The following is a 12,453-nucleotide window of genomic DNA, read 5'->3' on the forward strand; positions in this document are numbered from 1 at the left end:
AGACTCCCTTCGCAATGTGCATCAGAAGCGCCAGATCACGTCGATGAACGCGCGGTGCATGTACGAATCGACTTCCTTGCCGTACGCATCGCCTGGCTTGAACACGCCGCCACGAAAGCGCACCAGGGCCGAAGGCTCATCGATCGCCTGACTCATCGAAGCCGGCAACAGGCCTTGCTTGAAGTACTTGGTCACCACCAGGTCCATTTCCTGACCGAGGTCTTTCTCGCCATCGTTCAGTGGCAGGGACGTACTGGAGAGGATCGCGCCAGTCACGTCATCGGTATTGTTCTGCACAGCGTCGATGCCGTTGCTGCCGACCGGCTTGTTGCCGTCGACGCGCCAGAATTTGTGGTAGATCAGGCTGGCGTCGTATTCGTCGTTGAGCATCCACGAACCGAACAGAGTGGCGCTCTGCATGTTGTTCATTTCGCCACGGAAGGCCTCGCCGAAACGGTGCACGCGCGAGCGGGTACCGGTGTAGTTCGAGCGGTTACTTTCCAGACCGTTCTGTTCATAGTCTTCGCTGGCGCGGGCGTAGGCCGCACCGACTTGCCATTGCGGATCGAGGCGCAGGCGAACACCCAGATCGGTGGCCCAGCCATCGACATCGCCGCTGCGCTTGGCTTGTGCGGGAGCGGTGCCATCGGCGTTCAGCGGATTGACCGTGTCACGGTCGCCGCTCATGCCGGTGATGCTGCCCCAGTAGTTGACTGTGTTGGTATTGCGCCAGTTGTAGGCGTCGCTGTCGGCGGTGAGGCCGAGCCAGCTGATGTCGCCGTTTTGTTTTTTGTCCAGCGAATCGCTCGGCACGCCCGGTTGTGCGTAGTCGAGTTTGCCGTCGTCGTGGGTGTGATGACCGCGGATGCCCACCCAGTTGCCCGGTGTCCACTGGTACGCCGCATCGGCGTAAGCGTGCAGGCGATCCTTGTCCTCTGGTGCGAGCTCCTTGAGGTCGGTGCGGTACTCGCTGAAGCGTTCGGCGATACCGACGTTGGCGCGCAGCAGGGTGGTGTCGAAGGTCCAGTTAAGGGCTTCGATGTTGGTGTCGCGCCATTGGCCGTCGTCATTGCGCAGGCGCTGGCGACCGAACTTCAGGATCTCGCCGGGGTAGGGCGTGAAGCCGCTGTAGCCGACCCAGAACTCACGCATCGCCAGGTAGTTTTTCTTGGTCTCGCGATCACCATTGTCGGTGTTCTCGGCGCCATCGGATTGTTGCAGGGTGTCGGTCTCGATGATGTCGGTGGACGTCACTGCCTGACCCATGGCGTAGGCGCTCCACGCGCCGCTTTCGCCATAGACCCACGGACGCAGGTCGAGACCGACGCCGTTGACGTCGCCGCCGTCGGCGGTGCCGAGGTCACGGTCGTCTTCGGACTGGCCGGTGATTTTTACGTCCAGGCCGAAGTTCTTGGTTTCTTCAGTCATCGCAGCCAGCGTCGGGCAAGACCAGATCAGCGCGAATGTCAGGCCGATGCCGGCCTTCATGAATGGATTCAACTTCATTGGGATTCCTCGCCATCTTCTTCTTGCAGGGCATGCAGTTCCGGCGTGTTCGGGCTCAGGGCACCGCGCACGGCCTGTTCTTGTTTCAACAGGCGTTGGGCCTCGGCCAACCGGTCGGGCGGCAGTTGCGTTTGGATTGTTTGCGCAAGCTCGGTGGCTTGCGGAGTGTTCTGGGCCAAGGCCAGTTGGCTGAAGACATAGGCGTTCAGCGGATCCGGCTTGGTGCCCTTGCCTTGGGAAAACAGTTGGGCGATGGCGAAGTCGGCGCTGTTCTGGCCGTTGCGCGCAGCGGTCAACAGATGGTCGAGGGCCTTCTGCGGATAGACCTTGCCCAGGTAGCCACGGCGATAAATCTGGCCGAGGTAGTAATCGGCAGCGACTTCACGGCCGACGGCTTTCTGGAAATGCGCTTCGGCGACCTTGGCGTCGGCCGGCACCAGTTTGCCTTCGAAGTAGAGCTTGCCCAGTAACAGCTCGGCGCGGGGCTGGTCGGCGGCGCGGCCGTTGTCCAGGTACTTCATCATCTGGTCGACGTCGCCCAGTTCGGGGAAGTCGTAGAGCAGTTGCGCGAGGGTGACCCACGACGCCGGGTAGCCCGGTGCGATCGGTTCGAGCAGCGACTGTGCGGTCTTCTCGTCGGTCTTGCCCAGGGACGCATCGGCAAGCACGCGGGCGACGCTGTCGACGCGCTGCGCCGAAACGGTGCCTTGGGCATGAGCCGCTTGCATCTGCTTGATCAGCTCGGCCTGTTGCTCTGGCTTGGCCTGTTTCTGATAGACCGTGGCCAGTTCGACGTAGCAGATGTCGCTGGTGTTGAGCGCGGCCTTGCAGATTTTTTCCACGTCATCCAGATGCTGGTCGTAGGTGCCCTGGGTGCGATAGAGCAGCACCTGCGCCAGACCCGCTTCCGGCTTGCCTTCGGCGCGCCATTGGCTGATCTGCTGCTGGGCATTCACGTTGGGGAAGCTGTGCGGGTATTGCAGGTACAGCATCGCCAACGGGATCAGCGTATTGCCTTCGCCCGCCGCAGCGGCTTTTTTCAACAGGGTTTCGGCTTCGTGTTGTTCCGCTTCGGTGGAACCGGGCTTGGCTACCAGCAGACGACCGAGGCGTGCCTGGGCGCGCGGCGAAACGCTGGCCGCGGCGCGGTAAGTCGCCTCGGCCTGTTTCATCTGCGTCGGGTCACGGCTGTCGACCTGGATATCGGCCAGGCCGACCTGGGCTTCGCTGTAGCCCAGGTCTGCCAGTTGCCGGTAGTTCTGCGCGGCGGTGGCGGTATCGCCACGTTTGAGCGCTTCGTTGGCCAGGCGCTGGTCGGGCAGGCCGGCGCAGCCGCTGAGGCTGACCGCCAGGGCTAGCGAACAGAACGCAAATCCCATGTGGGAGCGAGCTTGCTCGCGATGCGGCTGGCTCGGTGCATCAGACAGACCGCGTCGATCCCATCGCGAGCAAGCTCGCTCCCACAGGGTCGGCGGCGTGTTGAGGGTTGGAGTAGTCACAGGCATGTCCTCGACTTAAAGACCGACAGCCATGGCTTTGTCGATCAGCCAGTTCAGGTTCGGGCCACGGTCGCTGTTCACTTCCACCGGGCGGCCGGCGAGGGAGCTGTCCAGGGTTTCGTCCGGCTGGATCAGCACGCGGATGTCCGAAGACAGGTCGGCGCTTTTCAGGCTGGTGCTGCTGACGATCTTGCCGGTGCGGCTCTTGTCCTCGCCGGCGATCTGGAAGCGCACTGAAGTACCCGGGCGCACGTCGCTGAACTGGCGATAGGAGAAGCGCGCTTCTACGTTGGCTTCGCTGTTACGCGGCACCAGTTGGAAGATCACGTCGCCCTTGCTGGCGTACTGGCCGTTGGCGACCATTTGCTGGGCCACGGTGCAGTCGCAAGGCGAGGTCAGGGTGCCGGTCATCTGCTTGCCGAACAGTTCTTCAACCTTGGCCGGTTGCAGTTGGTCTTCGTCCAGATGGCCCTTGAGCACGTCGAGCATGCTGGTGCTGAAGGTCGCCAGCGGTGCGCCCTTGGCGGCCACGCCGTCGGCTTTCACCAGGCTCTGCACGGTGCCGTCGCGGGGCATGGTGATGTTCACGCCCGGCACGCTGACCAGACCGGCCTGGGCGTGGCTGACGAAGTACATGCCATACACCGATTTGAAGACAAAGCCGAATGCGGCCACGCCGACAACGAAGATCCCCAGGCTGAAGGTCACGGCTTTCAGGCGTCCGAACGCGGACATGCCGTGGCCGCCGTCCTTGACCTTGCGCGCCTTGGTGAAGTTGTCGCGCTGCAGGGTCGCCAGCATTTCACCCACGCTGACGATGTCGCCAGCCAGGTGCGAAGTGATCAGGTGGCGCAGGGTCGAGATGTCCCGTGGTTCCAGGTTCTGGAACTGGCAGCCGGCGCGTCCGGTCTCGCGATCGAAAGAGCGGACCTGCAACTCGACGTCCATGGCCAGGCCGAGGTTGTCGATGACGAATTGCAGGCGGGCCTTGTACACGTCACCCATCTTCAGCGGCAATTGACCGGCGTTGAACGCCAGGCCACCGGCGGACAGGTCGATCACCCGGGCTTCGACCGGCGTCCGGTCAGGGCCGAAGAAACGCAACTTGGCCGGGATTTTCACTCGGGCGTGTTGGCGCTGGGCTTCGGATTCATGCACTACGTTGGCGTTGACGGCGGTATTCATAAAGGCGATTTCCTGGTTAATTCAATAAGGGGGCGGTCAGACCATCAACAGCAGCACGGCGACAAAAATGCTGCCGGCAGAGAAGGTCATGGTCCGAGACGACCAGGTGTTGAACCAACGTTGAAAGCTGGCGAGATCACGGGTCAGAGACGTGGGTTGGCGGGTCCAGGACTGTTGGTCGAGGCGGAAGAACACGTAGATCTTCACCAGCGCGCCGACGATCTGGTTGTAATAGAGAATCGCCGGGTAAGCCGGGCCGATCCGGTGTCCGGAGCACGACAGCAACAAGGTCAGGATGAACCGGGTGATGCCGATCCACAGCAGGTACACCAGGATGAACGCGGTGCCGTACTTGAAGCTGGCGATCAGTGCCACGGTCAGGCCCAGCAGCGAGGTCCACATCGACACGCGCTGGTCGAACAGCACCACCGAAGTGAACACGCCGAGGCGTTTGACCCCCAGGCCCAGGGCACGGGAGTTCTGCCGCAGGTTGTTGCCGTACCAGCGGAACATCAGTTTGCGGCTGGCCTTGATGAAGCTCTTTTCCGGCGGGTGTTCAACGGTGTTGATCGCCGCGTCGGGCACATAGAACGTGTCGTAGCCCAGGCGCATCAGGCTGAACCAGCTCGACTTGTCATCGCCGGTAAGGAACTTGAAGCGACCCAGGCGCCAATGTTGCAGCGAGTCGCTTTCCACGTCGGCGATGAAGTCCGGGTTGGTGACCACGGTGGCGCGGAACACCGACATGCGGCCGGTCATGGTCAGCACGCGCTTGGACAAGGCCATCGAGCACATGTTGATGTGACGCTGGGCGAAACGCAGCTTGTGCCATTCGCTCATGATGTAGCCGCCGCGCACTTCGCAGAATTCGTTGGTGGTCAGGCCACCGACGTTGCCGAACATCTGGAACCACGGCACGGTCTTGAGCACCACGCCTTCGGCCAGCACGGTGTCGCCATCGATCACCGCGACCACGGCGCGATCATCCGGCAGGTGCCGGGAGATGGCGCGGAAGCCGTAGGCCAGGCCATCGCGTTTGCCGGTGCCGGGAATGCGCACGAAGTCGAGCTTGACCCGGGACGGCGGGTTCATCCGTTTCCACAGGCTTTTGACCAGCAGCTCATCGGACATTTCCACGATGGAGCAGACCACGGTGGTCGGCAGACCGCAGTCGATGGCTTCGCGGATCACCGAGCTGTAGACCTGCGCGGTGGTCAGGGCGTCGATGCGGAAACTGGTGACCATCAGGAACACGTGGGACGGGTCAGCCGCTTTGCCCAGCTTGCGCACTTTGCGCCGCAGGTGCGGGTAGACGATGTACAGAAAAATCATGCCGCGCACAAAGTGGGTGGCACCCATCGAATAGCGCCAGATACCCACGGCGCCAATCAGGAAAATAAAGTCCTTCGACTCGGAGTCGAACGTGGACACGGGCAACGCCATGGCGAGGCCCATCAGTAAACTCAGGTAGAACAGCCAACCGGCGGCCTGGAGTAGGCCGTGTTTTAGCCTGTGCATAATCGGAATCCTAAAGTCAGTTGCAAGCCCCAAGCTTCAAGCCCCAAGCGAGGAGCTTTGAACTTGCGGCTTGGAGCTTGAAGCTTGCGGCTGCTTTACCAGCAGATACCTTCAGTCCGGCCAGTCACGCTGGTGGCCTTGGACATGAAACCGACCAGGTCGATCACTTGCTTGCCGTGTGGAACTTCCTGCACCAGCGCGCGGAACTTCTCGTCGCGGTTGCCGAGGATGATCACGTCGGAGTTGTTGATCACCGCGTCGAAGTCGGAGTTGAGCAAGGACGAGACGTGAGGGATCTTCGACTCGATGTAGTCCTTGTTCGCACCGTGAACGCGGGCGTACTCGACGTTGCTGTCGTAGATGCTCAGGTCATAGCCCTTGCCGATCAGCATTTCCGCCAGGTCGACCAGCGGACTTTCGCGCAGGTCGTCGGTGCCGGCCTTGAAGCTCAAGCCCAGCAGGGCGACTTTGCGTTTGTCGTGGCTGGAAACGATGTCGAAAGCGTTCTGCACCTGGGATTCGTTGCTGCGCATCAGCGAGTTGAGCAACGGGGCTTCCACGTCCAGGGAACCGGCGCGGTAGGTCAGGGCACGCACGTCTTTTGGCAGGCACGAGCCGCCGAAGGCGAAGCCTGGGCGCATGTAGTACTGGGACAGGTTGAGGGTCTTGTCCTGGCAGACCACGTCCATCACTTCACGACCGTCGACGCCGACCGCCTTGGCGATGTTGCCGATTTCGTTGGCGAAGGTGACCTTGGTGGCGTGCCACACGTTGCAGGTGTACTTGATCATCTCGGCGACCGCGATGTCCTTGCGGATGATCGGTGCGTCGAGCTCTTCATACAGCGATTGCAGAACGTCGCCGGACGCCTTGTCGAATTCACCGATGACGGTCATTGGCGGCTGGTCGTAGTCGGCGATGGCGGTGCTTTCGCGCAGGAACTCAGGGTTCACGGCCACGCCGAAATCAACACCGGCCTTCTTGCCGGAGCAGTCTTCGAGAATCGGGATGACCACATTGGCCACGGTACCCGGCAGTACGGTGCTGCGCACCACGATGGTGTGGCGGGTGGTCTTGTCACGCAGGACAAAACCGATTTCGCGGCACACTGCCTCGATGTAGTTCAGTTCCAGATCGCCGTTCTTCTTGCTCGGCGTGCCCACGCAGATCATCGACAGGTCGGTGTCGCGAATCGCCTCGGCGAAGTTGGTGGTGCCACGCAGACGACCTGTCTGGATGCCCTGGGCCAGAAGTTCACCCAGGCCTGGTTCAACGATCGGCGATTTGCCGGCATTGATCATATCGATCTTGTCTTTGGCCACATCGACGCCAACGACGTCATGGCCCCGTGCAGACAGGCAACCGGCACATACTGCGCCGACGTAACCCAAACCAAAAATGCTGATGCGCATCGCAATTACCTCTCTGTTATCAAGCCTGTAAACATCAAGCCATTAAATGGCCGGAGTTAATGGTATTCAGCGTGTTTTAGTGCACTCGCAAGTGTGCCTTACAGGCACGACAATGCCCTGTGCTGGCATATAAGTTACGAGTGTCTAAATAAATGCACTCAAGGGGTGCGCAACTAGGCCTTGTTGTTATGATTTGCCCTGTTATGCAGCCGATCCTCCTGTCGGAAGGATGCAGGTGCAACGGCCTTGCACGCCTGATGTCAGGCCGAAAGCCCGTGGATCAAGCGGTTGGGTGCTCGGGTGAGCACGTTTATAGGGGCGCTGTCGTGGCCTTGTAGGGGATAGTCATACCGCGTTATCTCCTGTCCGATTGCTGTTGTCCAAATCGGTGATTAGTCAGCGCAAGTTAATATTACAACTTCGCTACACGAATCGCTTATCTGCGTAAGTTATCTCGTACACGCTCGGCGAGAATCGTTACCGGTGGTATGAGCGGCTCGTTTGGACATAGTTCCAGCCCACTCATCGCGAAATCTGAAATTTCTTGAAATATTGAGAAAGATGGCACTGCTCTCAAATTGATAGCACTTGCCGTTTCGCCCTTTATATATAGGCGGCTCAACAGAGGGGATATTTTTTTGCCACTACTGTTAAAAAAAGTCAGTGCCACTACGCAAAAAAATGATTGAAGTCGAGTGAAACTAAAGTTAGAAAATCAGCTGGTGTTTTTATGGCGCCAAAAAAATGGCGAAATGGCAGGGAAGTCTGAAGTGAATCAAGGGTCGGCGCACGAGGGTTTGTGGAGGTCGTGCACCGACCGGATGCATCACTCTGGTGCGTGATCGCGTAGAAACACCAGATTGTCCGGCTTGGACTGTTCGGCGCTGTAGCGATAGCCTTGAACGTCGAACTGCTTGAGGGTGGCCGGGTCGTTAATGCGTTCTTCGATGACGAAGCGACTCATCAAGCCACGGGCCTTTTTCGCGTAGAAGCTGATGATCTTGTACTGGCCGTTCTTCAGGTCCTTGAATTCGGTATTGATGATGCGCGCGTTCAAGGCGTTGCGTTTGACGGCCGAGAAGTACTCGTTGGACGCCAGGTTGAGCAGCACGTCATCGCCTTGATCGACCAGGGCTTCGTTCAGCCACTCGCTGATGCGCGTGCCCCAGAAGGCATACAAATCCTTGCCCCGAGCGTTGGCCAGTTTGGTGCCCATTTCCAGGCGATAGGGTTGCATCAGGTCCAGCGGACGCAGCAGGCCATAGAGGCCAGAGAGCATGCGCAGGTGTTTTTGGGCGTAATCGAAATCGGCTTCGCTGAGGGTTTGCGCATTCATGCCGGTGTACACATCGCCCTTGAAGGCCAGCAGCGCCTGCTTGGCGTTTTCCGGGGTGAACGCGGGCGTCCAGCTGCCGAAACGCGCGGCGTTGAGCCCGCCGATCTTGTCGGACACGTGCATCAATTCGCTGATTTGCGCGGGCGTCAGCTCGCGCAATTGCAGGATCAACTCCTGGGAGTGGTCGAGGTACTGCGGCTGAGTGAAGCGCTGGGTCGCCGGCGGTGTTTCATAGTCGAGGGTCTTGGCGGGTGAAATCACCATCAGCATGAAGTCGTCTCCTTTAATCGTGGCGGCGATTCTAGGGGGTTGTCCTCGTTGACTCCAGCTATCGCGTCCATAGGTGATGACTGGTGGCAGAGCACAAAACCTGTGGGAGCGAGCTTGCTCGCGATGACGGTGTGTCAGCTGACATCATTGTTGAATGTCAGATCGCTATCGCGAGCAAGCTCGCTCCCACAGTGGTTCAGTGTTGCTGCAGGAGGTGTGTGTGGATCAGCTATAGTGCCGCGCGGGTTTTGTTATGGAGACATCCCATTGCGTATCGCTTTTCTCATTTCGATCTGGCTACTGAGCTTCGGCGCCATTGCGGCTCCGGGCGATGTGGCGACGCTCGATCGCAGCACCTGGCCGGAGAAACTCGGCAACCCGACACTGTTCGACGTGGCGTCCAGGGCCGAGATCCTCATGTTTTCCAGTGTCCTGTTGGCCAGCGAGTCGCTGGATGAACCCACCCTGGCCCAGCGCCTGGGCCTGCGCACGATCAATCTGGAGTCGGTCGACCGGGTTCGTCAGCGCATGTGGCAACGGCTGCTGGCCAACTACAACTTCGCCCAACAGAGTTGCGACCAGGATGCCTCCTTCTGTTTTCTGGTCGAAGACATGCCCACCTTGCGCGAGCAGGCTGCCAAATTCCAGGTCGGCGCAGACAGCTATTACATCAAGTGGGCCGAGCCGAGCCGTGTGTTCCACACCCAGTACCTGGACGAACAGTTGCGCAAGGCCGCTTTGTTCCCGCAAACCAGCAGCGAAGTCGATCATTTTGGCGACTATGAGCGCAGCGGCGACGGGATGCATGACCGGCTGTTTCTGCTGACCTTCGACAGCGCGGCCAACGCCGCACCGGATAACACCGCCTGGGTCGCCGAGTACCTGCGCAAGTCGAACATGAGCGGGACGTTCTTCGTCCTCGGCAAGGACATCCAGGCCCGCTTGGCCGAAGCTTCGGTGAGTAACCTGCAAGCGACCTACTCGAGCCAGTGCATCGGCGTACAAGGCTGGGAGTTCCGTTCCCACAGCCACTGGCAGGACTGGCAGGACTCGGTGCGCCGCAGCGCCGAACTGGTCAAGAGCAAGCTGCCGGAGAACTACGTGCCCCTGTTCCGTCCGCCCGACGGTCAGCGCCGTTCCGATGCCGAAGGTTTCTTCAAGACTCAAGGGTTGCAGGTAGCGTTGTGGGACATCGACGCCCAGGACGGTGCCGGCAAACTCAAGGGCAACCCGAGTGCGCAACGGGTGCTGACCCTGATGCTGCTGTGGCGGCACGGAGTGATCAATTTCAATGTGAAACAGGATGCAGTGAAAACGGCGTTGCCGTGGCTGGTCACGCAAACGGCGCCTGTCGGGATCGGCTGGGAGGATTGCCAGGATGCGTTTCGCTGAAAATGACAAAACCCCGTAAACATTGGGTTTTTGGCAATTTTGGAAGGGGATTCGTTGCAGGTGGACTTCCGACTTTAAACGGGTGATGGCAGTCCGCCAAGTGCTATTGGTCAATCTGCAAAATAAACTTCAAAAAAGCGTCAAAGTACTTTTTTCTGTCACACGTTTTGGAGTATTACGAAGACAGACCGCCGAAACCTGCAACACAGGTGGCGTCTTCCAAGACCCCGCATGTATGCAGAACACTTGAGTCCCCGCAGGTGTATTCGGCAGTCACTTCGAGGCGCAGCACCGTCAAGGTATTGCGTCGAATGGCTCCCACAAAGGTGACCGAGTATGGATGATCACGGACGTAGCTCTTCTTCCAACCAGCCAATCCTTTATGTACTCGATACCAACGTATTGATTCACGATCCAAACGCGCTGCTTAACTTCGAAGAACACCACGTCGCGATCCCGATGACCGTGCTTGAAGAGCTCGACAAGCTCAAGAGCGGGCATCACAGCGTAGCCGCCGAATGCCGCCAGGCCATCCGCCTGATCGACAAGACTCTGGGCGATGCCTCACCCGAGGACGTCGAGCAGGGTGTGCCGATCCAGCGTGGCAAAAGCGGACCCAAGGGTTTGCTGTCAATTCTGATGAGCAAGCATGCCGAGCCGAACCTGATTCTGCCCGAGCACCTGAACGACAACAAAATCATCAATCAACTGATCGACCTGCACGCGCGCGATCCGAAGAAGCCCGTGGTGCTGGTCACCAAAGACATCAACATGCGCCTCAAGGCGCGCGCCTGCGGGATCGCGGCCGAGGACTACAGCACCGACCAACTGGTCGACGACGTGTCCTTGCTGCCCAATGGCTACCACAACATGACCGGCTCTTTCTGGGACCGCGTGAGCAAGGTCGAGACCCGTCAGGACCACGGCCGCACCTGGCATCAGGTGCAATTGATCGACAACCTGCCGGCGGTGCACATCAACGAATTCATCATTGATGAACAGGGCTTTGTCGGCTGGATCAAGGAGATTGAAGAGGACCGCTTGCTGATCCTCGACCTGCACCAGGAACCGCTGCTGCACCAGGAAGCCTGGGGCCTCAAGCCGCGTGATATCTATCAGAGCCTGGCGTTGTACGCCTTGCTCGATCCGGATATCCACCTGGTCAACCTGTCGGGTGCCGCTGGCTCGGGTAAAACCATCCTGGCGCTGGCCGCTGCGATCGAGCAGACCATGGTCAGCAAACGTTATCGCCGCATCATCGCTACCCGTAGCGTGCAGGGCCTGGATCAGGAAATCGGCTTCCTGCCCGGTACCGAGGCGGAAAAAATGGAGCCGTGGCTGGGCGCCATCACCGACAACCTCGAAGCCTTGCACATGGATGACGAAAGTACCCATGGCAGCGTCGACTACATCCTCAGCAAAGTGCCGTTGCAGTTCAAATCCCTCAACTACATCCGGGGCCGCAGCTTCCAGCAGAGCCTGATTCTGATCGACGAATGCCAGAACCTCACGCCGCACCAGATGAAAACCATCATCACCCGTGCCGGTGCCGGTTCCAAAGTGGTGTGCCTGGGCAACCTGGCACAGATCGACACCCCTTACCTGTCCGCGACCAGCTCCGGGCTGACCTACCTCACTGAACGCTTCAAGGACTTCCCGAACGGGGTGCACATCACCCTGCAAGGGGTACCACGTTCGATCCTGGCCGAATACGCCGAATCGCATCTGTAACAGTCCACCGGAACCGGGCGGCCGCAAGGTCGCCCGGTTTTTTGTACGCGAGGTAAAGGCTGTGCCTCAGGGCAGACCCAATACCGATGAATGTGTTTCTGCAAAGCCTGGGGCGAAAGCAGTCTTGTTTACAGAGGTTGCGAAAAATAGCCCTTGAGGGTTTCCGTAAGAATTGATTGAGCGTTCAATACCTCTTGGGTCGGCTCAGGCTGTGAGCTACTAAACTTTTTTCGCGCCCAACTGAAAAAGAACGGGCCATCAATAATATGTTCATTGTGTTCCGACAAATATAACTTGGTCACGGAGGCATACCTGGGGAAAACGTGAAAATGCAGTTCATGATTGAGTTCGGAAATACGCATTATGTATATTTTTTCAGGAGAAAATATAGTGTTTAAGGCTCGCTCCGTAAATGCTAGCCCATTCATCAGCTCAGCACTTTCCTCTGCGCTTAGTTCTGCAAGTCTTATTATGTCCCGCTTAAGAGAAATAATCATGTAGCCAGGGATGTCACAGTCCCGGCAATGAGAGATCATGATGTGTTTTCCTGAGTAAATTGTCCGTGCTGACATGACTAACCTTCCGTGTGCCAACCATGGTTAGC

Annotated in this window: 9 protein-coding genes; 2 read left to right on the forward strand and 7 right to left on the reverse strand. The window is 59.0% G+C overall.

All coding sequences use genetic code 11. The features are described 5' to 3' along the window. Window positions 1-21: 21 nt before the first annotated feature. The 6 genes from ABIE16_RS00735 to yaaA form a co-directional block, all read right to left on the reverse strand. Entirely contained in the window at window positions 22-1,506 is a 1,485-nt protein-coding gene (locus ABIE16_RS00735; RefSeq protein WP_150814297.1) for an alginate export family protein, read from the reverse strand. Then, window positions 1,503-3,005 (reverse strand): alginate biosynthesis TPR repeat lipoprotein AlgK, encoded by a 1,503-nt coding sequence (gene algK / locus ABIE16_RS00740; RefSeq protein ID WP_429520395.1) that lies wholly within the window; start codon window positions 3,003-3,005, stop codon window positions 1,503-1,505. Before algK ends, ABIE16_RS00735 begins: the two co-directional genes overlap by 4 nt. A gap of 15 nt (window positions 3,006-3,020) precedes the next feature. Next, entirely contained in the window at window positions 3,021-4,190 is a 1,170-nt protein-coding gene (locus ABIE16_RS00745; RefSeq protein ID WP_102671020.1) for an alginate biosynthesis protein Alg44, read from the reverse strand. Window positions 4,191-4,226: 36 nt separating this feature from the next. Further along, window positions 4,227-5,708: a mannuronan synthase gene (gene alg8 / locus ABIE16_RS00750; RefSeq protein WP_057713388.1), complete on the reverse strand. Its 1,482-nt coding sequence runs from the start codon at window positions 5,706-5,708 to the stop codon at window positions 4,227-4,229. 95 nt (window positions 5,709-5,803) lie between these two features. Beyond that, a complete protein-coding gene (locus ABIE16_RS00755; protein WP_057713389.1) occupies window positions 5,804-7,120 on the reverse strand; it encodes a nucleotide sugar dehydrogenase in 1,317 nt (438 codons plus the stop codon). Between the two features lie 826 nt (window positions 7,121-7,946). Next, the gene (gene yaaA, locus ABIE16_RS00760; protein ID WP_057713390.1) at window positions 7,947-8,726 is read right to left on the reverse strand and encodes a peroxide stress protein YaaA; all 780 of its coding nucleotides are present in this window, start codon (window positions 8,724-8,726) and stop codon (window positions 7,947-7,949) included. Between the two features lie 267 nt (window positions 8,727-8,993). Between yaaA and ABIE16_RS00765 the strand changes: the two genes are divergently transcribed. Together ABIE16_RS00765 and ABIE16_RS00770 are read left to right on the forward strand one after the other, a co-directional pair. Then, window positions 8,994-10,118 (forward strand): polysaccharide deacetylase family protein, encoded by a 1,125-nt coding sequence (locus ABIE16_RS00765; RefSeq protein ID WP_429520396.1) that lies wholly within the window; start codon window positions 8,994-8,996, stop codon window positions 10,116-10,118. A gap of 336 nt (window positions 10,119-10,454) precedes the next feature. Then, window positions 10,455-11,849, forward strand: a complete 1,395-nt coding sequence (locus ABIE16_RS00770; protein ID WP_008050144.1) for a PhoH family protein — start codon at window positions 10,455-10,457, stop codon at window positions 11,847-11,849. 128 nt (window positions 11,850-11,977) lie between these two features. Here the strand turns inward: ABIE16_RS00770 and ABIE16_RS00775 are convergent, their stop codons facing one another. After that, window positions 11,978-12,421 (reverse strand): HIT family protein, encoded by a 444-nt coding sequence (locus ABIE16_RS00775; RefSeq protein WP_429520397.1) that lies wholly within the window; start codon window positions 12,419-12,421, stop codon window positions 11,978-11,980. Window positions 12,422-12,453 lie beyond the last annotated feature (32 nt).

The organism is Pseudomonas sp. 2725, assembly GCF_050434585.1.
Lineage (GTDB): Bacteria > Pseudomonadota > Gammaproteobacteria > Pseudomonadales > Pseudomonadaceae > Aquipseudomonas > Aquipseudomonas jessenii.

Excerpts from the sequence above, each read along its gene's own strand:
- ABIE16_RS00735 (WP_150814297.1), bottom strand. The coding sequence starts at position 1,506 with ATGAAGTTGAATCCATTCATGAAGGCCGGCATCGGCCTGACATTCGCG.
- ABIE16_RS00745 (WP_102671020.1), bottom strand. The coding sequence starts at position 4,190 with ATGAATACCGCCGTCAACGCCAACGTAGTGCATGAATCCGAAGCCCAG.
- alg8 (WP_057713388.1), bottom strand. The coding sequence starts at position 5,708 with ATGCACAGGCTAAAACACGGCCTACTCCAGGCCGCCGGTTGGCTGTTC.
- ABIE16_RS00755 (WP_057713389.1), bottom strand. The coding sequence starts at position 7,120 with ATGCGCATCAGCATTTTTGGTTTGGGTTACGTCGGCGCAGTATGTGCC.
- yaaA (WP_057713390.1), bottom strand. The coding sequence starts at position 8,726 with ATGCTGATGGTGATTTCACCCGCCAAGACCCTCGACTATGAAACACCG.
- ABIE16_RS00770 (WP_008050144.1), top strand. The coding sequence starts at position 10,455 with ATGGATGATCACGGACGTAGCTCTTCTTCCAACCAGCCAATCCTTTAT.
- ABIE16_RS00775 (WP_429520397.1), bottom strand. The coding sequence starts at position 12,421 with ATGTCAGCACGGACAATTTACTCAGGAAAACACATCATGATCTCTCAT.